Below are 22,062 nucleotides of genomic sequence, written 5' to 3' on the forward strand. Positions count from 1 at the left end.
ACGGCGATGTCAGCGCCGTGGGGAAAATGAAACTTCGGAACCCGCTTGTTCGACGGCCTGTTCCTGACCCGATGCAACGAAAGGCGCAGAAGATGAGACAGTCCTCGGACCCGTCGCCGAAAGGCGAGAAGAGCGGCTGGCGCGCCTTCGCCCTGGGCATGGCCGCCATGTTCGCCGTGATGGCCCTGTGGGTCGTTCTGGTCGAGACGGGGTCAGACCCGGACGACGAAGTCCGATTGATCGGCCGTCCCCAGACGGAGGGCGAGGCCGAACCGGAGCGACCTATTTCAGGCTATAGGTGATGGTGGTCACGACGCGGACCTTTTTGTCGATCGAACCGGCTTCGTCGCCGCCCGAACCGTCGCGCGGCAGGATCTCGAACGAGCCCTGGGTCGCCTGACGGATCGGCCCCAGGGGCGTGCCGGAATCCTTGGCGAACTGTTCGGCTCCGGTTCGCGCCGCGGCCGTGCCTTCGGCGATCATCTGCGGGCGGACCTGATTCAGCTTCGTGAAGATGTAGGAGGGACCCTGGAAGTCCTGCAGCACCACGCCCTGTCGCACCAGATCGTTCAGGGCGCGCGTCGTCGTCTGCACCCGCGCCACGTCATTGGTCCGCACGATCACCGTCTGGGCCAGGATGAAGCGCGGGCCGCCGTTCTGGGAGCCATATTCGCGCGACCGGGTGTCGGCGACCTCGAGCCGGCCTAGATCGACGGCGCTCGCCGGATAGCCCTGGGCGTTCAGGAACTGCCGCACCAGGGTCAAGTCGCCGTCGATCCGCGCCTGGACCTCGGCCAGCACATCTCCGGAGGCGGTGAAACGCAGCGGGAGCACGGCCAGGTCGGCCTTTACATCACGCTCGGATAGACCGCGCACGGTCACGGTCCGGTCGCCGGCCCTGGCATGGATCACCCCCTGGCCGACCAGGGCGCCGGCGCCGACGAGGCCGAGCGCCAACAGGCCGCCGAAGACGGCGGCCGGGATCAGACGGTCATGGTCCATGGGTATCTCCCTTTAGGGAGCGATGTTACGTCGCCGCGCCTTTCTCCGCCACCCAGTTCAACGCCATAAGGCGGCAGGCGGAGGCCAGCGGCCGGCGGCCGCGCGCCGCATCCACCTCCGCCAGAAGCTGGGCCTTGCTGAGACCTCGCTGCTGGGCGATGCGGTCCAGCACGGCCCAGAACTCCGGCTCCAGAGCGACAGAGGTGGCGTGGCCGGCCAATACGACCGATCGCTTGCTCAGGCCGCTCATCGCGCCCGTTTCGAAACGGCGTCCAGCGGGGGGACGGAGGGAATCATCGGGACGTGGCGCATCGCGGCCTCCTTCAAATCCAGTCTGTCACACTCGGGCGCAAGACGTGAGCGGCGCCGTGGCGCGCGCGATGATAACGAGCCTCCGCAGCCGGAGCCCGTCATGAGTCGCCCCTTTATGATCATCGCCATCGCCGTCTGCGCCCTGATCTGGGGAACGACCTGGTTCGCGATCACACTGCAACTGGGGCCGGTCGATCCGATCGCTTCCATCGTTTGGCGGTTCGGCCTGGCCGCGGTCGTCCTTTTCGCCTTTTGCGCCCTGACGCGTCGGCCGCTGAAACTGACCCGCGCCCAGCATCTGGCCGCCGTCGGCCAGGGCGCTTTCGTCTTCGCGGTCAGCTACGGCTTCGTCTATGCGGCGGAGGAAAGGGTCGCCTCCGCCGTCGTCGCCGTGATTTTCGCCGCCCTGGCCTTCGTCAACCTGGTGCTGTTCCGCATCGTATCGGACCAGAAAGCGGCCCCCGGCGCCTGGCAGGGGGCGCTGCTGGGCGTCTGCGGCGTGGCGGTTCTGTCCTTTGGACAACTCACGGGGGCGGCGGGGGCAGGGGCCGGCCTCGATCCCCCGCTGGGCGTGATCTTCGCCCTGATCGCGGTTCTGGCGTCCGCCGTCGGCAACTGGTTCGCCTGGCGCGGCCAGCAGGCCGGCGCTCCGGTCCTGGGCGCCACGGCCTGGGCCATGGGCTACGGCACGGTCATGCTGGCGATCTATGGTTTCGCGACCGGCGTCGAATGGCGGATCGAACCGACCCCGGCCTATATTCTGTCGTTGCTGCACCTGTCCCTGTTCGGTTCGGTGATCGCTTTCGGGCTCTATTTCACCCTGGCGCGTCAGAGAGGATATGCTCTCGCCAGCTATATCTCGGCCCTGACGCCCCCGATCGCGGTCATCATGTCCGTCGTTTTCGAAGGCGCCCAGGTCGGCGCCTCCATGCTGGTCGGGCTGGGACTGGTGCTCGGCGGCCAGGTCTTGCTGATCCGCGCGCCCAAGCCGGACTGACGTCAGCTTTTCGGCGGGGTCTCGTCCGTCGCCGGAGCGGCGAGTTTCTGTCCGTCCAACAGCTGCGCGGCGCGCGAGCGTTCGATGTCCGCCGCAGTCTTCTGTCCTTTGGATCGACCATGGGCCACGCGGTTCGCGGCCGCGCGCGCCTTGTCGTCCGCCTTGACTCGAGCCTTGCGCACCCGGTTCAGGTTGATGACCTCCGCCACGGCTAGTTCTGTCCTGGCGAAACCGCCTCAGCCGCGCCCTTCGGCTTGAGCGCGTCAGGCACCTGATCCGCTGGTACCACCTCCACTGGGATGAAAGGGGCCGTTGGTGCGGTCTGGTCGAGGCGGGTCCATCCCTCGGGCGAGCGACCTCGTTCGCGCCCGAGGTCGAACATGGCGGTCATGGTCGGTTGATCGAATTTCAGGCTGGAAGCCTCGACATTGTCGGGAATGGCCGACAGCGCCAGGGTGGAGCCGTTGCGCTGGGCGAAGGCTGCGGTCGTCGCCAGATGGGTGCGAAGCGACGCCTTGCTCATGCTGTCGTAGCTGCGCATCAGAATGTCGGTCAGGCGTCCCGGCGTGACGCCTTCATTGCGTCCCACCTGGCCGTTGACGATGACATAGAGTGCTCCGCCGGCTCGCTGGTCCGCGCTGCGCGTCCACAGTGTCAGGTTTTCCGGAATGGCCAGGAAGGGTATGTTCACCCCGCCATCGGCATGCATCTCCATGACCACCGTCCGGTCCGGCTGCATTCCGGCGATCAGCACCGGCGGGAAGACCCCCGGTATGCTGGCCGAGGCGACCAGCACCTCCCTGAACAGGGCGCGGGCGTTGTCGTCGTTCTGAGTGGCGAGAACGCCCATGTCCCATATGACGGTCTCCTCGCTGTCCAGGTTGGTCGTGGCGACCAGAAGCCGGCGACCCTTGGCATGTTCGCGAGCGATGGCCTGCAGCAGTTCGGGCGTGACGTTTTCGTCCACCAGTTCGCGCAGGGCCGAGGCGCTGAAAAGGCTTGGATAGAGGAAGATCGCGAAGCTGCGCCAACCCAGCAGGTTGCTGGCCCCGCCGCCGGTGTAGGCGCGTTTGAGCTGGGGGTCCCAGTCGGACCCGACGAAGGCGAACGGCGCAGCCAGGGCGCCGGTGCTGACGCCGGTTACGATATTGAAGACGGGTCGGTCCCCGCGTTCCGTCCACCCCACCAGCACGCCGGCCCCGTAGGCGCCGTTCGCGCCGCCGCCAGACAGGGCGAGCAGGTTGAAGGGTTTGTCGGCCGCGAGCAGTCCGCCCACTTCCTCGGTAAAGGCTTCCAGCCGCGCGGCGTCGTTGGAGCGAATCCGCGGATCCTCGGCCGGGACCAGCGATCCGTCAGCGATGCGCAACGGGCCGGTTGGGCGAGCCAGTGTGCCGCAGGCCGCCACCGTCAGAGCCATCACGGCCGCCAGCAGACTGGATGCGATCCGTCTCATCGAAATGCTCCTCATTGTGTGCGCCGTCATACAGCCGCGTCGATCGGTCTGTCATCACGGGATAAATACACAGCGCCTTTAAGCGCCGCCGTTTGAAACCCCGTCGTGTAGGCGGACGTTGTCGGGCTCGGAGCCATCCAACCTAAGGAGGATCATCATGCTCGACACGTCGCTCATCAAGGAACATCTCGAAGTCGTCGGTTCAGACGGCGGCCACGTCGGTCGTGTGGATCACGTTCTCGGAGATCAGATCGAGCTCGCCAAGCTGGATCTCGCCGGTGGGTTCAAGCACCACATGATCCCGGTCAGCTGGGTCGAGCGGGTCGACGACAAGCACGTCCATCTCAATCTGACCAAGGATGACGCCAAGGCCCGCTGGACCGAAAAGTCTCACTAGTCGCGAACCGGCTTACGACGAATTAACCAGGCCCCGCTGTCTTCGGCGGGGCCTTTTGGCTATCTGGTGAGTGTCGTTATCGGAGGGCGCGATGATCCGGCTGATCCTGAACATTCTGTGGTTCATCTTCGGCGGCTGGCTGTCAGGTCTGCTGTGGCTGCTGGGCGGCTCCATCCTGGCCTTGACCATCGTCGGCCTGCCCTGGACCTTCGCCGCCTGGCGAATCGCCAGCTATTCCTTCTGGCCCTTCGGACGCGAGATCGTCTGGCAGGAGGCCAATCCCGTATCCGGGTGTCTGGGACTGGTGCTGAACGTGGTCTGGTTCGTGGTCGCGGGCTGGTACATCGCCCTGTCTCACCTGATCATCGCGGTCGCAGAGTTCGTGTCCATCATCGGCATACCCTTCGCGCTGAAGGATCTGGAACTGGCCAAGCTGGCGCTGGCGCCGGTCGGCCGGACGATCCGGGACAAACCCTAGGGCGCATTCGGCCTGGTCGGTTCAGGCGGGCGGACGGGTCTCACGCCCGTTTCGGCGATGAGGCGCCATGATCGCTGCCGCTCGATGAAAACCCGGTTGGGGATTTCGTCCAGCACTGTATCGGACAGGACCGACGACATGTCGTCGCTCATCGCCTGGCTGCGGACATAATAGCTATGCTCGATGAAGGGATCGGCGGCGCCCGCCACGACCCGGCAATCGACAAGCGCCACCTTCTTGGGGATCAGATCGATGAGCCTAGGTCCGTCGGACCCCAGTCTGTCCGGGTTGGCCTTGGTTTTGTCCGAGACCGTCAGTCCCTTGTCGTTGGGATTGAAGTAGACGGTCACCTGCCGCCCGATTCTGGGTAGCAGCCGCAGTTTCGTGTCGTGTTCGAAAGCGTCGTCGTCCTCGTCCGGGGCGGCGAGCAGAATCTGGTCGAACAGGCGCGTCAGGCCGTCCCGGTCCTTGGCGATCAGGGCCTGCAGCGCCTGGCGAAGCACATAGGCGCCCATGCTGTGGGTCAGCAGGTGAACCCGTCGCTGGCAATAGTCGGCCTCGTTCAACGCCAGGACGAAGTCACGGAACTTCAGAAAGGCCCGCGCGATGGAAGGTCCCGACGCCCGAGCGTCCTCCCGGTCGCTGTAATAGGACATCCACGGCACTTTGGCGCCGTCCGACGGCCAGCTGAACACCACGATGTTGAGCGGGTGTCCGCCGACGTTCAATCCTTGGGCCAGCAGGGCCGCGGTCTGGAGCGCCGCTGTGAAACTGACGTTGAATCCGTGGATGAAGACCAGGGTGTCGTATTTGCGCCCCGTCGCCATGGTCGTGCGGAGGTCCTCCATGAACATTCCGGCGCCTGTCTTGGTGACGTCGGGCTGGTTCAGAATGTCGGGATAGACGTTCAGATCCTCCAGGACAGGCCTGACGGGGTCTGGCCTGAAGTCGGCGTATCCGAACCGCAGCGCCGCCACGCCGTCCAGATTGAACGTCCGGCCGAAGATCTGCTTCTTGTTGGCCGGCTGGTAGTTGCGGTTGGTCGCGAAGAACACCCGGACGTCGGCCATCGTCGCCTCCAGAACGACGACGGCCCGAGGGCTGATCCCTCGGGCCGCGCCTTGGTTGCAAGTCTAGCAGCCGGACATCAGCCCGGCGAGATCATCTTCTCGGGCCGCACTGCTTCATCGAACTCGGCATCGGTCAGATAGCCGCCGCCGACGGCTTCCTCGCGCAGGGTGGTGCCGTTCTTGTGCGCGGTCTTGGCGATCTTGGCGCAGAGGTCGTAGCCCAGCTTGCCGTTCAGGGCCGTGACCAGCATCAGCGAGTTGTTGAGGCCGCGCGCGATATTGTCCTCGCGCGCCTCGATGCCGACGACGCAGTTGTCGGTGAAGCTGATGGCCGCATCGGCGACCAGGCGGACCGACTGCAGGAAGTTGTAGGCCATGACCGGGTTGTAGACGTTCAGCTCGAAATGCCCCTGCGAGCCGGCGAAGGTCAGGGCGGCGTTGTTGCCGAACACCTGGACGCAGACCTGGGTCAGGGCCTCGCACTGGGTGGGATTGACCTTGCCCGGCATGATCGACGAGCCCGGCTCGTTCTCCGGCAGGGCCAGTTCGCCCAGACCCGAACGCGGTCCGGAGCCCAGGAAGCGGATGTCGTTGGCGATCTTGAACAGCGAGGCGGCGACCGTGTTGATCGCCCCGTGGCTGAAGACCATGGCGTCGTGGGCGGCCAGGGCCTCGAACTTGTTCGGCGCCGTGGTGAAGGGCAGGCCGGTGATCTCGGCGATCTGGGCCGCGACCTTTTCGGCAAAACCAATGGGGGCGTTCAGGCCGGTGCCGACGGCGGTGCCGCCCTGGGCCAGTTCCATCAGCTTGGGCAGGGTCTGCTCGATCCGCTCGATGCCGTTGGCGACCTGTTGCGCATAGCCGCCGAACTCCTGGCCCAAGGTCAGGGGGGTGGCGTCCTGGGTGTGGGTGCGGCCGATCTTGATGATGTGGGCCCAGGCCTTGGCCTTGGCGTCCAGGGCGGCGTGCAGATGCTTCAGGGCCGGGATCAGGTCGTTGACCACCTGTTCCGCGCAGGCCACGTGCATGGCCGTCGGATAGGTGTCGTTCGACGACTGGCTCATATTGACGTGGTCATTGGGGTGGACCGGCTTCTTGGAGCCCATCTCGCCGCCCAGGATCTCGATGGCGCGGTTCGAGATCACCTCGTTGGCGTTCATGTTCGACTGGGTGCCCGAACCCGTCTGCCAGACGACCAGGGGGAAATGGTCGTTCAGCTTGCCTTCGATGACTTCGTTGGCGGCCTTGATGATGGCGTCGGCCAGGGCGGGGTCCAGCTTGCCCAGGTCGCGGTTGGTCTCGGCGGCGGCGCGCTTGACGATGCCAAGTGCCCGTACGACCGGCAGGGGTTGCTTCTCCCAGCCGATCTTGAAGTTTCCCAGCGACCGCTGCGCCTGGGCGCCCCAGTAGCGATCGGCTGCGACCTCGATGGGGCCGAAGGTGTCGGTTTCGATGCGGACGTTGCTCATGCGCGGGATCTCGTCTCTCAGGCGTGGCGATTGATTGCGCGGCGGTGTAGCACGGGAGCCATGCAGGGCAAGAAGCGCGGGGGCGTCCCCAGACCAAAGGCGAGCGGATGACCGCCGGCTGGATCGGAACCGGCAAGGTCCGGGCGCGCGAGGACGGGGAGGCGGTCGAGATCGTCATCGAGGGCCTGACGACCCAGGCCAAATACTACAAGCCGCTGGTGTACGAGTTCATGCGCAAGGAATGGTCGTCACGGCCGTCCTGGGGCGACCATGTCGTCGAAATCCGCATGGAGCATGTCGGCGAGCCGCCGTGGATGGATCTCGACAACCTGGCTAAGGCCCTGCTCGATTCCATCAAGGGCTATCTGTTCCACGACGACGCCCAGGTCGCGCGGCTGCTGGTCGAACGACACGAGGGCGAGCGGGAGCGGATCACGATCCGCTCCTATCCCCGCCGGAACTGACCTGCCTATTTCTTCCGGAACTGGTCCAGGGACACGACCTTGGGGCCGTCCGTGCCGGGTGTCGGGTCTTCGGGCGGCGTGGCCTCCTCGATCGCCTCGACGATTTCGGGTTCGTCGAACTGCAGCAGAAACTGGACGCTGGGATCGTAGAAGCGGGTCACGGCCGAATACGGCATGGCGAGCGTGCGGGGAACGCCGCCGAAGCGCAGCTTGACCGAGAAGCGGTCGGCTTCGACGTGCAGATCCTCGTACTGGTGCTGCAGCACCACGGTCATTTCCTCGGGATATTTGGCCAGCATGTCCGGGGGGATGCTGACTCCCGCAGCCCGCGTCTTGAACGTGATGTAGAAGTGGTGGGCGCCCGGCAGGCCTTCGGCCACAACATGGTCGAGCGCAGACCGGATCACGCCGCGCAGCGCTTCATGCGCCAGCCGCTCGTACTGCATCTCGTCGACCGGAGGGGTCTGGTCGGTCATCGTCACCTCGCAATTGAGCGCGACTGATAGCGGCGCAGTGGCGCGCGCGAAAGATGCGAATAGGGTAAACCGTCAGTATGTGCGGGAGAAGCGCCGGGATTCTGTTGCCAGGCTCCCGACAGGCCCCGCCCAAGGATCTGAACCCCTAGGACTTAAGATTCGAAATCACCCGAACCGCATTACGCGGCGAGAGCGACTTCTCCAGCGAAGTTATCGTTCGCAGTTAGAAAATGGCCCGATACGGTGGGCCAGGACGAGCGAAAGCAATCCTCTTTACACGTCCGTCGATGCTAGTCGGCCCCATACTGCCTCCGCCGATAACGCGGGGAAGACGATGGTGGAGCCGCCGGGAATCGCACCCGGGTCCGGTCCGCTTATTACAAGCGCGTTTATCGCTATAGTCCGGCCGAAACCGGACAAGACCAATATAGGCCGACCGATAGAGCATTCCAAGAGGATTGCCGTAGGCTAAGTCACGAACCCGGATCCAACCAGCCAAGCTGGTCGGCGTCGACTGAGGCTTTAGCTGCGGTGTCAGCGTGATATCCGGAAGCTCAACCTCCGGAGGCGGTCGGCAACGGAGGAGCGGTCTGGGTGTCCAATCGTTCCCGCATGTCGCGGCTCTGCTCGCGCATGGAGGTGCGTTGTGCTTCGGTCATGCAGACGCGCTGACGTCGATTGGATCCTATAACGCTTTCAGTTCGGCAGATCAGCCGATCGCCGGGTCGGACGGCGTCAGGCAGAGAACCCGGGGTGCTGACTGCAGCTGAACTGTTAGGTGTGACTTGCACGACCCGGGGGGCGGGGTCCTGCTGCAGCAAGGCGACGAAAACGGCCAAAGCAATAGACATGGGATCCTCCAAAGAAGAGTCATGTTACTTCAGAGTTGCGCGGACGAAAGTGTTTTTCTCCAACTGGGGGTTTGGTTCCTGAACCATGTGAGCTGGCGTTTGGCATAGTTCCGAGTCGCCTGCTTAAGTGCGGTCGTCGCCTCATCCAACGTCGAGTCTCCGGCGAGGTGTCCCCGCAGTTCCCGGACGCCGACCGCCTTCATCGCGGGAAGCGAGGTAGACAAACCCCTTGCGATCAGGCCGCAAACTTCAGCTAGTGCGCCTTGATCCATCATTTGATCCACCCGTCGATCACAGGAGTGGTAGAGCATGCGCCGGTCCGGCTCGACCACCAGTCCAGCCCAAGAGCCAGGTTCCAGCAGCGGCCTTGTCTGCGCCTTCCAGGCGGTCAAAGATCGACCGCTGGCGGTATGGACGCTCATGGCTCGCACAAGCCGTTGCCAATCTCCCTGCTCAATAGCAAGGGCGGCTTGAGGATCGACCTCGGACAATCGGGTGCGAAACGCCGCTTCGCCCGTCGCCGTATAATTCGCCTCGACTTCATCGCGCACCCCCTGGGGCACGGAGGGAATATCCGCTAGGCCACGGGTCAGGGCCGAGAAATAGAGGCCGGTTCCCCCTACCAGGATCGCCGGACGCTTCTCGGCTTTCAGGTCGTCAAGCAGCGCCAGCGCGGCACGGCTCCACCTGCCGACGGACCAGGCCTCCGCCGCATCCGCGATTCCATACAGCCGGTGGTCCGCTTCAGCTTCTTCCTCAATCGATGGCCGCGCCGTCAGGACGCGCAGATCGGCGTAGAGCTGCTGGCTGTCCGCGTTGATGATGACGGCGTCCGTCTCGCGCGCCATCTTCAAGGCCAGAGCCGACTTGCCCGAGGCTGTCGGACCGGCGATCAGGGTCACTAATGGCGGCTGGGACAAATCGAGGCTCGCGGGCGGCATCCATGGGCGATAGAACGCGCGCCTCATCGCCTGCAAGTCTTCTGGAGACCGTCTTGGTCGAACGTTCCGCCGTCATCGCCGCGCTCGACGCCGTCATCGATCCGATCTCGGGCCAGGGGCTGGTCGCCGCCGGGCTGGTCCAGGGTCTGGTCGTGGCCGAGGATCGCGCCGGGTTCGCGCTGGAGGTGGATCGCAGCCAAGTCGCGGCCTATGCGCCGGTTCGCGACGCCGCCGAGGCCGCGTTGAAGGCGATCCCGGGCATGAGCCGGGTCTCCGTCATCCTGACCGCAGAAGCCAAGCCGGGCCTCTCCGCGGCGCCCAAGCCCCGCACCGCCGGCCTGTCGAAGGCGGCTCTCGACCAGGGACGAGCCCGGGCGCCGGTCCCGACCGATCGTCCGGCGCATGTCCGCCACGTCCTGGCCGTCGCCAGCGGCAAGGGCGGGGTGGGCAAGTCGACCGTGGCCGTGAACCTGGCCGCCGCCCTGGCGGCGCGCGGCCTCTCGGTCGGCATTCTGGACGCCGACGTCTATGGGCCGTCGCTGCCGACCATGCTGGGGATCAGCGGCCAACCCGCCTATGAGGACGGGGCCATCGTTCCGCATCATGCGCACGGGCTGAAGGCCATGTCGGTCGGTCTTCTGACGAAGATGGACGACGCCATGATCTGGCGCGGTCCCATGGCCTCCCAGGCCATCACCCAGATGCTGACCCAGACCCGCTGGGGCACGGTCGAGGCGCCGCTGGACGTTCTGGTGGTCGATCTGCCGCCTGGCACCGGGGACGTGCAACTGACCCTGATCCAGAAGACGCCGCTGGACGGCGCCGTCATCGTCTCGACGCCGCAGGAGGTGGCGCTGGCCGACGCCCGACGCGCCCACACTCTGTTCCAGAAGGTCGGGGTGCCGACCCTGGGCCTGATCGAGAACATGAGCGGTCCCGTCTTCGGCGAGGGTGGAGCGGAGGCCGAGGCGGCGCGTCTCGGCGTCGTCTTTCTGGGCGCTCTGCCGCTGGACGCCAGTCTGCGCGAGGCGGGAGACGCCGGTCGGCCGCTGGTGACCGCCCAGCCGGAGGGCGAGATCGCCGCCCGGTTCGCCGCCGTCGCGACCGGCGTCGCCGGGGCGCTGGATCTCTAGACGGGTTCGACGATCACGCCCGTGCCGTAGCACAGCACCTCGGTCACGCCGGGCATGATCTCGGTGGCGTCGTAGCGGACGGCCAGAATGGCGTTGGCGCCGTGTTCCTGGGCGTGTCTGACCAGTTCGTCATAGGCTTCCTGGCGCCCGGCCTCGGCCAGTTTCACATAGGCGCCGACCCGGCCGCCCAGCATGGATTGCAGACCGCCGACAGCGTCCGAAAGGGCGTTGCGCGATCGCACCGTCACGCCGCGCACCAGGCCGATATGGCGATTGATGCGAAAGCCGGGCAGGTCGTTGGTGGTGGTGACGTACATGATGGCTCCTAGCGGCGTTCCAGAACGCGGAAGGTGAAGGCGTGATCGTCCTTCTCCCCCGCAGGATGAGGTTCGGATACTACCTCGACCCAGGCCGTTTCGTCGAACGCCGGAAAGACCGCGTCGCCATCGGGGGCGGCGTCGACCTCGGTGATATAGAGACGGCGCGCGCGGGGCAGGGCCGCCGCGAACAGGGCCGTGCCGCCGATGACGCAGATCTCGTCGACCCCATCCTCCTCGGCCGTCTCGCGCGCTATCTCTATGGCCTCGTCCAGCGTGGCGCAGACCAGTGCGCCCTTGGACATGCCGTCCGCCTCGTACGACTCATCCTTGGTCAGGATCAGGTTCAGCCGGCCGGGCAGGGGTTTCAGCGGCAGGCTCTCCCAGGTCTTGCGGCCCATCAGACAGGGCTTGCCGATGGTGACGGCCTTGAATCGCTGCAGATCGCTGCGCAGCCGCCACGGCAGGTCGCCGTCGCGGCCGATGACGCCGTTGCTTCCACGCGCGACGACGAGGGAGATCAGGGGAAGGCTCATGGCGTGACTCCAGCCACGGGCTCCAGCCATTTCAGCCATTTGCGTCGCATCGCCGTCTCCAGATCGATCCCGGCCCCGGCGCAATAGATCAGAAGCATGCCCAGCACGTCCGCCGCCTCGTCACCCAAGGCCTGAGCGTCGGGCGTGCCGCGCGCCCGTCCCGACAGCCTCAGATGCTCGGCCGTCAGCTCGCCTAGTTCTTCCTGCAATTTCAGTAGAGCCCAGTCGCGGTCGCGATCGATGTCGTGAGCGGCGGCGTAGATATCGGAAATGCGCAGGACGTCGGTCTGCAGGGCCTTGAGGTTCATCAGACGGCCACGGCGGCCTTGATGTGGGGCCAGGCCTCGTAACCCTCAAGCGTGAAGTCCGACAGGTCGAAGGCGAACAGGTCGTCCTTCGGCGCGATCCTCATGGTCGGCAGGGGCAGGGGCTCGCGCGTCAGTTGGAGCTCGGCCTGTTCCAGGTGGTTCAGATACAGGTGGGCGTCGCCGAAGGTGTGGATGAACTCGCCGGGCTCCAGCCCCGTCACCTGGGCCAGCATCATCGTCAGCAGGGCATAGGAGGCGATGTTGAACGGTACGCCCAGAAAGACGTCGGCGCTGCGCTGATACAGCTGGCAGCTGAGTTTTCCTTCGGCGACGAAGAACTGGAACAGGCAGTGGCAGGGCGGCAGGGCCATGTCGTCGACGTCGGCCGGGTTCCAGGCCGTGACGATATGGCGGCGGCTGTTGGGATTGGTCTTCAGCCCGTGGACCAGTTTCTCGATCTGGTCGATGACGCGGCCATCGGGCGCGGTCCAGGACCGCCACTGCTTGCCATAGACCGGACCCAGCTCGCCTTCGGCATCGGCCCATTCGTCCCAGATGCGGACGCCGTTGTCCTTGAGCCAGGCGATATTGGTCTCGCCGCGCAGGAACCACAGCAACTCGACGATGATCGAGCGCAGATGCAGCTTCTTGGTCGTCAGCACCGGGAAGCCCCTGGACAGGTCGAACCGCATCTGGCGACCGAAGACGCCCAGGGTGCCGGTGCCGGTGCGGTCGTCGCGTCGAACCCCGTTGTCCAGAATGTCGCGCAGCAGGTTCAGATACTGCCGCTCCGGATGATCGGCGGGCGCAGCCGTGATCCGGGACTGAAGTTCGGCGGTGGCGACCTGGGCGTTCATGGGGCGAGCTTGCCTCAGACTGGGTGATTCGTAACGCAGAACGCATGAGGTTCCGAAGGGCGTCCACAGGAAACCGAATCGGTTAGGCGGACGCGTCCTCCGCATCGTTGAGAAGCGATGGTCAGCCGCCGAAGCCGCCCTGGTCCAGGAAGGTCTGTTCCTCGGCCGTGGTCGCGCGACCCAGGGCGGGGTTGCGGTGGGGGAAGCGGCCGAAACGAACGATGATGTCGCGGTGGATGCCGCCCCATTTCTCAAGCTCCGCGTCGCCGGCGACCAGGCTCAGGTAGCGGTCCTGATTCTCGAGGCGTTCGGAATGTTCGAACGGCAGCAGCAGGAAGTTCTTCAGTTCGGGCGCGACCTGAAGATGAAGACCCTGCGCCACCGCCTGTTCGGCGAACATCAGGGCGAGCGGGTCGGTGGCGAACTGGTGGGCCGTCTCGCGAAAACTGTTGCGAGGATACTGATCCAGCAGGAGCAACAGGGCCAGGGCGCCCTCGGGCGTGGCCATCCAGTCGTCGTGTTCGCGTCGCGCCGCCGCCCAGTGCGACTGATGCCCCCGGTCGCGAAAGACGGCGTCGAAAGCCTCATCCTTGGCGAACCACTTCTCGGGGCCGGCCTCTTTCCAGAAGGCGACGACGTCGGATGGGGTTATGAAGGCGGTCATGAGCCAGATACTATCCAATCCGCTTCCCGTCTTCCATGACCGCGACTGCGATCTGTCGATCATTCGCGGCAAGCGCGTCGCCATGATCGGCTATGGCAGCCAGGGCCGGACCCATGCGCTGAACCTGCGCGATTCGGGTGTGACCGACATCGTCGTGGGCCTGAAGGCCGGATCCAGGACTCGCGACCTGGCCAAGGCGGACGGATTCCCGGTGATGACCGCCGGGGAGGCCGCCGCCGGCGCCGATGTGGTCGCCGTCATGACCTCGGACGAGGCGCATCGTGACCTGTGGCGCGACGAACTGGAGCCGAACGTAAAGCTCGGCGCCGCCCTGGTCTTCGCCCACGGCCTGTCGGTGCGGTTCGGTCTGGTCCAGCCGCGCGCCGACCTGGACGTCGTCTTGGCCTCGCCCAAGGGGATCGGACCCCGTATCCGCGACCTGTACGAAGCCGGAGAGGGGGTCTTCTGCCTGTTCGGGGTCCATCAGGACGCCACCGGCGGAGCCCACGCCCTGGGCCTGTCCTATGCGGCGGCCCTGGGCTGCGGCCGCAAGGGCATCCTCGAGACGACGATGAGGGACGAATGTGAAAGCGACCTGTTCGGGGAACAGGTGGTGCTGTGCGGCGGCATCGCCGAACTGATCGATTCGGCCTTCATGAAACTGGTCGAGGCCGGCTATCCGCCCGAGGTGGCCTGGTTCGAGTGTTTCTACGAGACCAAGCTGGTGACGGACCTGATGTATGAGCGGGGCATAGCCGGCGCCTTCGCCAAGATTTCGAACACAGCCGAATACGGCGCCTATCTGACCGGGCCGCGCGTGATCAACGCCGCCTCGCGCGCGGCGATGGATCAGGTGCTGGCGGAAGTGCAGGGGGGCGATTTCGTCAGGCGGTTGATGGCGGACCATGACGCCGGATCGCCAGACCTGCTGGCGCGCCGCGAGGCCCTGGGCTTGCGTCCTATCGAAGCCGTGGGCGACCATCTGAACGGCGTGGCGAGAAGGGCCATGGAGACGGCGGCGAACGACGATTGACGCGTATGGCGGCGGGCCGAAAACCGCTGCTAACCTTGAAATCTCGAAAGAGAAGATGGTCGGAGTGAGAGGATTCGAACCTCCGACCCCTGCGTCCCGAACGCAGTGCTCTACCAGGCTGAGCCACACTCCGACCGTGGGGGCGGGCCTGGCGGCGTCGCCCCGAAGTGAGGACGCGGCTTATAGCCATGGGTTCCAGCCCCCGCAAGCACCCATTTCGACCTTCTTCCGACAGAGCGAAAATAGTCGTCAAAGAGGGTGTTGCATCCGAAAACGCTTTGGCCTATCTGACCGCCTCCGCCGCACGAGAGCGCTGCGGAAACACCGGTCCTGCTGGGGAATGGTGTAATGGTAACACTCCGGTTTTTGGTACCGTCATTCTAGGTTCGAGTCCTAGTTCCCCAGCCACCGCACTCCCTGGATTTTAAGCGTTCGATCCTTGGAGACGAGGAACTGGCGCCGATTGCCGATCTGGTCGGGCTAGGTTCTGGACCTAGGCGCCGAACGATATTTCGAAGGCGCTGGCGTGGCGGGTGGGCGTCGGTCCGGGCAGGTCGATGATCAGGGCGGTCTCCGCCTGTCGAAACGCGAGGGGATGCGCATGGCCGAGCAGGCGGACGGCGCGCACCGGCCGCGTCTCGTGCCCGGCGTCGCGACCGAGCGAGGTGATCGCCACCCGGCCCTGGGGTTCGCCCATGGTGATGGCGTAGAGCGTATCGCCGCGCGTGGTGAAGCGGATGTCGGCGGGCGTATAGGCCGCGTTTTCCTGGAATGCGCCGGCCGCCGTCTCGGTCGGACCCTCGCCGTGGACGCGCCAGGGCCGCGTGCCGTGGATCGCCTCGGCATTGACGCGCATCCAGGCCGCGAGATCGGCCAGCAGCGCCTGTGATTGCGGGGGCAGGGACCCGTCCGGATAGAGCGCCACATTGAGGAGCATATTGCCGTTCTTGCTGACGATGTCCGCGAGCATGCGGATAATGTCGGGTCCGGTCTTGTAGGCGTCGTCGTCGGCGTAGAACCAGTCGCCGTTGGAGGTGTCGGTCTGCCAGGGCCGGTCGTTGATCCCGCTCAGAACGCCCCGTTCGACATCCTGCACGCAGGCCTCGCGGTGGAACTCACCCGAGCCGAGGTCTTTGCAATTATAGACCGCCTCGAGGCGCCCGTGGCGCGCCATGCTGCTGTTATAGAAATGCGCGACCAGCGAACGGCCGACCTCGCCGAAGGGAAGGCCGCCGTCCGAGTAGAGAAGATCGGGCTGGTAGGAATCGACCAGGTCGCGAATCCGATCGAACCAGTGCTTATGGAACCGGGGATCGCGCGTGTACCAGCTGGCCGCGTCGCCGCGATAAGCCTCGTCGTGGGCGGGGTGGTAGAGATCGCTGAAGCGGGGATCGGCGCCGTCGTAGGGAACGCCGAGCTTGGGCCAGAACTGGTCGTAGAGATGACTGGGACGCCACCAGTTGTGGCTGGCGCCCAGATGTTCCGAAACCCCGAAGCGCAGGCCACGCCTCAAGGCGGCGTCGCGCCAGGCGCCCACGATGTCTCGTCTGGGGCCCATGGCGACGGCGTTCCATTTGTGGTGGCGTGAATTCCACAGATCGAAATTGTCGTGGTGGACGCCCATGCTGACGAAATATCGGGCGCCGGCGGCGGTATAGAGGTCCATCAGCGCCTCCGGATCGAAACGCTCCGCCTTCCACAAGGGAATGATATCCTTGTAGCCCTGCTCCGACGGATGGCCGTAGGTCTCCAGGTGGTGGAGGTAGTGGGGGTGGCCGGGCACATACATCCAGCGCGCATACCAGTCGCCCCGTCGCGGCACGGCCTGCGGCCCCCAATGCGCCCATATGCCCAGCTTGGCGTCCCTGAACCAGTCGGGCGTCCGATAGGTCTTCAGCGAGTCGGCGGTGGCGGAGAAGGGGCCGGGTGCGGTGTCGAGGCGAACGCCTTCGACGGGCTGTGGCGTATCGGCGACCGCGCGGGCGGCGAAGGCCGCGGCGAGCGGGGCTCCCAGAAGACTACGTTTGCTGAACATCACCATTCCAGTCCCTCCCGGTTTGACGTTGTCGAACGTTCGCTCTTGGCCCGGAGACCGGGCACGGCATTGCAACGCCGTTAGGCCGCAGCTACAATGTTAGCGCTATCAATAAACGGGTCAACCGTCAGGGCTGCGGCGTGCGAGCGCCATAAGGGGAAGAAACGCGGCGCCATTGGCGTCGGCAGGCATGCCGGAGGAAGCGAATGAAAGCCTTGATGATCAGCCTGGCCGCTGTGGTCGCGACCTTGGCCGGCGTAGCGAACGCCGCACCTCCGGGCGATCGACCGGGCGCGGCCGTGGTTGGAGACCGCCTGTTCGTCGGCGCCAATTATCAGCCCGTGGACCGCACGCCGGAAGAAATCCATCGCGACATCGCCTTCATGAAACAGGCGGGCTTCAATATCGTCCGCATGGGCGATCTGGCGTGGGACTATTTCGAACCCGCCGACGGTCGTTTCGATTTCGCCCGGTTCGACGCGGTGATGGACGAAATGCACGCCAACGGGATTCGCGTGATCCTGGATATTCCAGGCCAGCCCGCGCCGATCTGGCTGCATCACCGCTATCGGGGCGTGGACCTGGTCGATCAGGACGGCGTGCGTCTGCATCCCGCCGAACGCTATATGGATAATATCGCCGATCCCGATTACCGGCGCCTGCTTCACCGGATGGCCGATACGCTGACGCGCCGCTACGCGACGCATCCGGCCGTGATCGCGGTGGGCTACAACAATGAAATCGGCAACGGATTCATGTCCTATTCCGCGGCGGATCGCGAGCGCTTCGTGACCTGGCTGAAGGCGCGTTACGGCGATCTGGACACGTTGAACCGGGCTTGGGCCACGCAGCGCTGGTCACGTCGGATCGGCGCCTGGGACGAGGTGCAGATCCCGTATGGCGACGGCCCCGGGCCGTTCGAACGGTATCTGGATCTGCGGCGCTACTGGTCCGAGGAGACGATCGAGGTTCTGACGGAACTGGACGCCGTGCGCCAAGCCAACATGCCCGCCACGCCCGCCCTGTCGAACCTGTGGCCGGGATCGGGGCGGCGCGGCTTCGACTATCTGTCCAGCTATCGAGGCTACGCCGATCACGGAGCCTTCGGCTATTACGCCGGCGATGCGATCAGCGGCGCGTATGAAACCCTGCAGATGCGAGGCGCGTTGGAGACGCCGGTCTGGTTCAACGAATTCCAGGCGGGCGGCGGCGGCTATTATGGAACGCGCGGTCGCTCGCGCATGTGGGCCTATTTTGGTCTGCTGAACGGCGGTCAGGGCTTCCTGGCCTGGACCTTCAACACCCATTTGGGAGGCGAGGAACAGGCGCTGTTCGGCCTGATCGATCACGACAACACGCCGTCCTGGAAGCTGGACGAATGGGGCGCGATCGCGTCGGAATTCAAACGGCTCGAGACGCTGGGCTTCCCCCGCAGGCTCGAGCCCCAGGTGGCCTTCGCCTATTCGTTCGAGGCGGAGGCGGCCTCCGACCCCCGTTCACGCACCAATACGGTCCGCCAGTATTTCACGACCCCCTATATGGATCAGCAGCGAAACGCCTTCGCGCCGATCTATGGCGACAATATCGACGCCGCCGTGATCGACGTCGCCCATGAGGATCTGACCCCCTACAGGCTCGTTGTCGTTCCCGCTCTCTATCTGATGAGCGATGCGACGGCGGCGAACATTAGATCCTATGTAGGCAACGGCGGAACGGTCATCATGACCGCCTTTTCGGCCAAGGTGGGAGAGACGAACCAGTGGTTCGACACGCCGCTGCCGGGGCGGCTCACCGACGTGTTCGGCCTGCGCACCAAGGAATTCTATCGCGCTTCCCATCCTTTGAGCGGGACGATCGGCGCGGACGCCTTCACCTCGCCCATCGACTTCTACGAAGTGCTGGAGCCCTCCACCGCGACGGTGATGGGCCGGATCGAAAACGTGGAGGGCGCGCCGCCCATCGCCACCGTCAACGCCTATGGAAAGGGCCGCGCCATCTATGTCGCGACGCCCGCGCACCCGACCGTTATGACGCCGCTTTACCGCGACCTCTACGCCGAACTCGGCATCGTTCGCGGGCCGATCACGCCTGAAGGCGTCTATGCCCGGGTCGTCGACGGCCGCACCCTCTATGTCAATACGACCGGCGAAACCAAGGAGGTCGCCCGCTCCGGGGACGGCCGGGGTCTTTTGTCGGACCGGCCGGTGGACAAAACACTCCACCTTGCGCCCTGGGGCGTCGAAGTCGTGGAATAGTCGAAGGTCCGCCGCGAAATGAGCCGGTGAGGGCTTCCGCTCGATCGTCCCCGTCCCTAGCTAGACGGTAAGTCGCAGCCGAGGAGAACGACCATGGCCACCGCCCCCGAAAAACGTCTGGCGCCGCTCAGAACCCCCACCAGTCTGTCCGAGGATGCGACGCGGGATGTCTCCGCCGCCCTGACGACGCTGCTGGCCGATGTCTTCGCCCTCTATATCAAGACCAAGAATTTCCACTGGCACGTCTCCGGGCCGCATTTCCGGGATTATCACCTGCTGCTGGATGAACAGTCGGCGGAAATTCTGGCCATGACCGACCTGATCGCCGAGCGCGCGCGCAAGATCGGCGGGACCACCCTGCGCTCCGTCGGTCAGATCTCGCGCGAGACGCGCGTCGCCGACAATGACGCCGACTATGTGGATCCGCTGGACATGCTGGCCGAGCTGCGGGAGGACAACAACGACCTGGTCGGCCGCATGCGCGAGCTCCACGACCTGTGCGACGAGCATGGCGACATCGCCACGGCCAGTCTGCTGGAAAACTGGGTCGACGAGACCGAGAAACGGGTCTGGTTCCTGTTTGAAACAGGACGTCGCGGCAACGTCTGACACAGGGCCGCCGTCCTTCCGCTTGCCAAATCTTAACGATCGGTAATACTCCGATCCGGAGGCAGCAGGGAGGAAGGACGATGCGGATCTGGTCGATCGGTCGCGTTCTGGCGCTGGGCGTCGTCGTCATGGCGGCGCCGGTTCGAGCGGATATGGCGCAGGCGGACATGGGGGACGCCTTCGGCAACACCATCGTTTCCCACTATCCCAACGGCCAGTGGGTCAAGCATTTCTTCGAGCCGGACGGCCGCTACGCCTCGCAGTTCTCGGACGGGCGACAGCTCAGCGCGCGCTGGAGCGTCGAGGGCGACAAGATCTGCCTCACGGGATTTCGTCCCCGCCAGATCCTGCCGCGGTTCTGCAGCCGCATGGTCGCGGCCGATGTGGGCGATACCTGGCAGGCCCGCGATCCTCTGGGCCGCACCATTCGCAACGAACTGGTCGCCGGCCGCCGTTGACCGCGCACCGCAGGCCCTTGTCAGGGGAGCCGCGGCCCTCTAGAGCCCACGACCTGCCCATGCGGATGTGGCGGAACTGGTAGACGCACTGGATTTAGGTTCCAGCGCCGCAAGGCGTGGAGGTTCGAGTCCTCTCATCCGCACCACAGCAAAAAGGCCCGGGATCACTCCCGGGCCTTTTCCTTTACCAATGGCTCGCGCCTCAGTCCCGCTCTTCCTTCGAGCCAGGGGCGGGCGCGCCGGGCATCGGCGGAACCGGGCCGCCGGGCGCGTCCGGAGACAGCTCCGGCACCTCGATGAGACCTTGGCCGACGTGGCTCTTGCGGTAGCCATACAGGAAGTAGATCACCAGGCCGACGGCGCCCCAGATCGGCAGCACCAGCTTGGCGTCGTGGGGCAGGTTCCAGAACAGGAAGGCGCAGCCGAAGGCGGACAGGGGCGCGAAGACCCAGATCAACGGCGTGCGGAACGGGCGCTTGCGGTTGGGGTCTTTCACACGCAGCACCAGGACGGCGATCGAGACCATGAAGAAGGCGAACAGGGTGCCCGAGTTCGAGATGTCGGCCAGCTGACCGACCGGGAACAGGGCGCCGCCGATGGCCACCGCGATGCCGGTGAAGGCGGTCACGATGTACGGCGTCTTCCACTTGGAGTGGATCTTGGTCAGGCCTTCCGGCAGAAGGCCGTCGCGCGCCATCACGAAGAAGATGCGGGTCTGGCCGTAGATCATCATCAGAATGACCGAGGGCAGGGCCAGGAGGGCGGCGGTGCCGAGGGCGTTGCCGATCTGCGGGTGACCGATGACGCGCAGCACGTGAGCCAGGGCTTCGTTGGAGCAGACCAGCGCATCGGCGTTGGCCGGCAGGGCGCAGGCGGCGACGAAGGCGGGCGAGCCCGGCTGGACCGCTTCACCGGCGGCGCCGAGCACAGGCTGTGCCCCGATGGCGCCGGCCGCGCCAAGGGCGACCAGCAGGTAAAAAATGGTGCAGATGGCCAGTGAGCCGATCAGACCGATCGGCACGTTGCGCTGCGGGTTCTTGGTTTCCTCTGCCGCAGTCGAAACGGCGTCGAAGCCGACATAGGCGAAGAAGATAGAGGCGGCGGCGCCGACGACGCCCATGCCCGAATAGGCGCCGAACATGCCGTTTGGCGCGAAGGGCGACAGGTTGGCCGTCTTGATCACCGGCAGGGTGATGACGATGAAGACGGTCAGGGCGGCGACCTTGATCAAGACCAGGAAGGCGTTGACGCGCGCCGATTCCGTCGTGCCGAGCATCAACAGACCCGTCACCAGCAGCGCCACGACGATGGCCGGAATATTGACGATGCCGACGGAGAAGTCAGGCGTGGGAATGAAGCCGTTCATGGACCAGGTCGGTCCGGCGGATAAGAGGTCGGGGAAGTTGAATCCCAGCCCCTGTTCTATCAGACCCAATACATACCCTGACCAACCGACAGACACGGCGGACGCCGCTACAGCGTATTCGAGGATCAGCGCCCAGCCGACTGTCCAGGCCAACAACTCGCCCATGACGGCGTAGGTATAGGTGTAGGCCGAGCCTGATACAGGCGCCATGGCCGCCAGTTCGGAATAGCAGAGGGCCGCGACGGCGCAGACCGCGCCGGCGATGACGAAGCTGACCATCATGCCGGGACCGGCCTTCTGGGACGCAGCCGCCGTCAGAACGAAGATGCCGGTGCCGATGATGGCGCCAATGCCCAGCAAGGTCAGTTGAACAGGACCGAGCGACCGATGAAGCGATTTCTTCTCGGCCGTGGCCAGAATCGCGTCGAGCGACTTAACGCGCCACATAGAATACCCCCACGTTTTTACTGCGGCCCACGGCCGCGTTGGCGGGACGCTAGCGGCGGATCGCGGGCCGCGCAACGCGCATGACGCAGCGGTAAAGGCCTCACGACGCTTTCGTGATCCCGCTGCATCGGGCT

General features: G+C 65.3%; 25 protein-coding genes, 3 tRNA genes and 1 other RNA gene. 12 read left to right on the top strand and 17 right to left on the bottom strand.

The window, feature by feature from the left end; translation table 11 throughout:
* Window positions 1-92: 92 nt before the first annotated feature.
* Complete coding sequence (locus tag H2037_RS00605) at window positions 93-302, top strand: hypothetical protein (RefSeq protein ID WP_292116287.1); 210 nt, start codon at window positions 93-95, stop codon at window positions 300-302.
* Here the strand turns inward: H2037_RS00605 and H2037_RS00610 are convergent.
* Window positions 283-1,002 carry an SIMPL domain-containing protein gene (locus tag H2037_RS00610; protein WP_292116289.1) on the bottom strand — a complete coding sequence of 240 codons (720 nt, stop codon included), beginning with the start codon at window positions 1,000-1,002 and terminating at the stop codon, window positions 283-285. The two genes, H2037_RS00605 and H2037_RS00610, sit on opposite strands and share 20 nt — an antisense overlap.
* Before the next feature lie 25 nt (window positions 1,003-1,027).
* Window positions 1,028-1,252, bottom strand: a complete 225-nt coding sequence (locus H2037_RS00615) for a ribbon-helix-helix domain-containing protein (RefSeq protein WP_292116292.1) — start codon at window positions 1,250-1,252, stop codon at window positions 1,028-1,030.
* 162 nt (window positions 1,253-1,414) lie between these two features.
* On the opposite strand from H2037_RS00615, the gene H2037_RS00620 reads away from it, so the two are divergent.
* The gene (locus H2037_RS00620; RefSeq protein ID WP_292116295.1) at window positions 1,415-2,311 is read left to right on the top strand and encodes an EamA family transporter; all 897 of its coding nucleotides are present in this window, start codon (window positions 1,415-1,417) and stop codon (window positions 2,309-2,311) included.
* A 2-nt stretch (window positions 2,312-2,313) separates the two neighbouring features.
* On the opposite strand, the gene H2037_RS00625 is transcribed toward H2037_RS00620, so the two are convergent.
* Window positions 2,314-2,520: a DUF4169 family protein gene (locus H2037_RS00625; RefSeq protein ID WP_292116299.1), complete on the bottom strand. Its 207-nt coding sequence runs from the start codon at window positions 2,518-2,520 to the stop codon at window positions 2,314-2,316.
* Window positions 2,521-2,522: 2 nt separating this feature from the next.
* Window positions 2,523-3,764, bottom strand: coding sequence for a patatin-like phospholipase family protein (locus H2037_RS00630; RefSeq protein ID WP_292116301.1), 1,242 nt, complete (start codon window positions 3,762-3,764; stop codon window positions 2,523-2,525).
* Between the two features lie 157 nt (window positions 3,765-3,921).
* Between H2037_RS00630 and H2037_RS00635 the strand changes: the two genes are divergently transcribed.
* Together H2037_RS00635 and H2037_RS00640 are read left to right on the top strand one after the other, a co-directional pair.
* Window positions 3,922-4,161 carry a DUF2171 domain-containing protein gene (locus H2037_RS00635; RefSeq protein ID WP_292116302.1) on the top strand — a complete coding sequence of 80 codons (240 nt, stop codon included), beginning with the start codon at window positions 3,922-3,924 and terminating at the stop codon, window positions 4,159-4,161.
* Between the two features lie 91 nt (window positions 4,162-4,252).
* The gene (locus tag H2037_RS00640; protein WP_292116304.1) at window positions 4,253-4,639 is read left to right on the top strand and encodes a YccF domain-containing protein; all 387 of its coding nucleotides are present in this window, start codon (window positions 4,253-4,255) and stop codon (window positions 4,637-4,639) included.
* Here H2037_RS00640 and H2037_RS00645 read toward each other — a convergent pair.
* Both H2037_RS00645 and fumC read right to left on the bottom strand, forming a co-directional pair.
* Window positions 4,636-5,709 carry an alpha/beta fold hydrolase gene (locus H2037_RS00645; RefSeq protein WP_292116306.1) on the bottom strand — a complete coding sequence of 358 codons (1,074 nt, stop codon included), beginning with the start codon at window positions 5,707-5,709 and terminating at the stop codon, window positions 4,636-4,638. The genes H2037_RS00640 and H2037_RS00645 overlap by 4 nt on opposite strands.
* 77 nt (window positions 5,710-5,786) lie before the next feature.
* Window positions 5,787-7,178: a class II fumarate hydratase gene (gene fumC, locus H2037_RS00650; RefSeq protein ID WP_292116308.1), complete on the bottom strand. Its 1,392-nt coding sequence runs from the start codon at window positions 7,176-7,178 to the stop codon at window positions 5,787-5,789.
* 107 nt (window positions 7,179-7,285) lie between these two features.
* On the opposite strand from fumC, the gene H2037_RS00655 reads away from it, so the two are divergent.
* Complete coding sequence (locus H2037_RS00655; RefSeq protein ID WP_292116311.1) at window positions 7,286-7,642, top strand: RusA family crossover junction endodeoxyribonuclease; 357 nt, start codon at window positions 7,286-7,288, stop codon at window positions 7,640-7,642.
* 5 nt (window positions 7,643-7,647) lie between these two features.
* Here H2037_RS00655 and H2037_RS00660 read toward each other — a convergent pair whose 3' ends face one another.
* The 3 genes from H2037_RS00660 to miaA all read right to left on the bottom strand — a co-directional run bounded on the left by H2037_RS00660 (window position 7,648) and on the right by miaA (window position 9,937).
* A complete protein-coding gene (locus tag H2037_RS00660; RefSeq protein ID WP_292116314.1) occupies window positions 7,648-8,118 on the bottom strand; it encodes a ClpXP protease specificity-enhancing factor SspB in 471 nt (156 codons plus the stop codon).
* An 89-nt stretch (window positions 8,119-8,207) separates the two neighbouring features.
* Window positions 8,208-8,575, bottom strand: a transfer-messenger RNA (tmRNA) gene (ssrA, locus tag H2037_RS00665).
* Window positions 8,576-8,998: 423 nt separating this feature from the next.
* Window positions 8,999-9,937 (bottom strand): tRNA (adenosine(37)-N6)-dimethylallyltransferase MiaA, encoded by a 939-nt coding sequence (gene miaA, locus H2037_RS00670; RefSeq protein ID WP_292116317.1) that lies wholly within the window; start codon window positions 9,935-9,937, stop codon window positions 8,999-9,001.
* A gap of 26 nt (window positions 9,938-9,963) precedes the next feature.
* On the opposite strand from miaA, the gene H2037_RS00675 reads away from it, so the two are divergent.
* Window positions 9,964-11,043: an Mrp/NBP35 family ATP-binding protein gene (locus H2037_RS00675; RefSeq protein ID WP_292116320.1), complete on the top strand. Its 1,080-nt coding sequence runs from the start codon at window positions 9,964-9,966 to the stop codon at window positions 11,041-11,043.
* Here the strand turns inward: H2037_RS00675 and H2037_RS00680 are convergent.
* From H2037_RS00680 to H2037_RS00700, 5 genes are all read right to left on the bottom strand, one after another.
* On the bottom strand, window positions 11,040-11,360 hold the full coding sequence (locus tag H2037_RS00680; RefSeq protein WP_292116323.1) for a YbjQ family protein: 321 nt from the start codon (window positions 11,358-11,360) through the stop codon (window positions 11,040-11,042). The two genes, H2037_RS00675 and H2037_RS00680, sit on opposite strands and share 4 nt — an antisense overlap.
* Before the next feature lie 8 nt (window positions 11,361-11,368).
* Entirely contained in the window at window positions 11,369-11,896 is a 528-nt protein-coding gene (locus H2037_RS00685) for a dihydrofolate reductase (RefSeq protein ID WP_292116327.1), read from the bottom strand.
* On the bottom strand, window positions 11,893-12,204 hold the full coding sequence (locus H2037_RS00690; protein ID WP_292116330.1) for a phosphoribosyl-ATP pyrophosphohydrolase: 312 nt from the start codon (window positions 12,202-12,204) through the stop codon (window positions 11,893-11,895). Before H2037_RS00690 ends, H2037_RS00685 begins: the two co-directional genes overlap by 4 nt.
* Window positions 12,204-13,061 (bottom strand): thymidylate synthase, encoded by an 858-nt coding sequence (locus tag H2037_RS00695; RefSeq protein ID WP_292116333.1) that lies wholly within the window; start codon window positions 13,059-13,061, stop codon window positions 12,204-12,206. The genes H2037_RS00690 and H2037_RS00695 overlap by 1 nt, the downstream gene beginning before the upstream one ends.
* A gap of 121 nt (window positions 13,062-13,182) precedes the next feature.
* Window positions 13,183-13,725: a DUF924 family protein gene (locus H2037_RS00700; RefSeq protein ID WP_292116336.1), complete on the bottom strand. Its 543-nt coding sequence runs from the start codon at window positions 13,723-13,725 to the stop codon at window positions 13,183-13,185.
* Between H2037_RS00700 and ilvC the strand changes: the two genes are divergently transcribed.
* A complete protein-coding gene (ilvC, locus tag H2037_RS00705) occupies window positions 13,724-14,758 on the top strand; it encodes a ketol-acid reductoisomerase (protein ID WP_292116339.1) in 1,035 nt (344 codons plus the stop codon). The two genes, H2037_RS00700 and ilvC, sit on opposite strands and share 2 nt — an antisense overlap.
* Window positions 14,759-14,814: 56 nt before the next feature.
* Here the strand turns inward: ilvC and H2037_RS00710 are convergent.
* Window positions 14,815-14,891, bottom strand: a tRNA-Pro gene (locus tag H2037_RS00710).
* 201 nt (window positions 14,892-15,092) lie between these two features.
* Here H2037_RS00710 and H2037_RS00715 point away from each other — a divergent pair.
* Window positions 15,093-15,166: transfer RNA gene (locus H2037_RS00715), tRNA-Gln, on the top strand.
* A gap of 85 nt (window positions 15,167-15,251) precedes the next feature.
* Here the strand turns inward: H2037_RS00715 and H2037_RS00720 are convergent.
* Window positions 15,252-16,793: an alpha-L-fucosidase gene (locus H2037_RS00720; protein WP_292116342.1), complete on the bottom strand. Its 1,542-nt coding sequence runs from the start codon at window positions 16,791-16,793 to the stop codon at window positions 15,252-15,254.
* 206 nt (window positions 16,794-16,999) lie between these two features.
* On the opposite strand from H2037_RS00720, the gene H2037_RS00725 reads away from it, so the two are divergent.
* From H2037_RS00725 to H2037_RS00740, 4 genes are all read left to right on the top strand, one after another.
* Complete coding sequence (locus H2037_RS00725) at window positions 17,000-19,048, top strand: beta-galactosidase (protein WP_292116345.1); 2,049 nt, start codon at window positions 17,000-17,002, stop codon at window positions 19,046-19,048.
* Between the two features lie 93 nt (window positions 19,049-19,141).
* Window positions 19,142-19,657, top strand: a complete 516-nt coding sequence (locus H2037_RS00730; RefSeq protein WP_292116348.1) for a DNA starvation/stationary phase protection protein — start codon at window positions 19,142-19,144, stop codon at window positions 19,655-19,657.
* Window positions 19,658-19,737: 80 nt separating this feature from the next.
* The gene (locus H2037_RS00735) at window positions 19,738-20,115 is read left to right on the top strand and encodes a hypothetical protein (RefSeq protein WP_292116350.1); all 378 of its coding nucleotides are present in this window, start codon (window positions 19,738-19,740) and stop codon (window positions 20,113-20,115) included.
* Window positions 20,116-20,176: 61 nt separating this feature from the next.
* Window positions 20,177-20,261, top strand: a tRNA-Leu gene (locus H2037_RS00740).
* Between the two features lie 56 nt (window positions 20,262-20,317).
* Here H2037_RS00740 and H2037_RS00745 read toward each other — a convergent pair.
* Window positions 20,318-21,928 carry an amino acid permease gene (locus tag H2037_RS00745; protein WP_292116353.1) on the bottom strand — a complete coding sequence of 537 codons (1,611 nt, stop codon included), beginning with the start codon at window positions 21,926-21,928 and terminating at the stop codon, window positions 20,318-20,320.
* Window positions 21,929-22,062 lie beyond the last annotated feature (134 nt).

Origin of the sequence: Brevundimonas sp., assembly GCF_013912065.1 — a bacterium.
Classification (GTDB): Bacteria; Pseudomonadota; Alphaproteobacteria; order Caulobacterales; family Caulobacteraceae; genus Brevundimonas.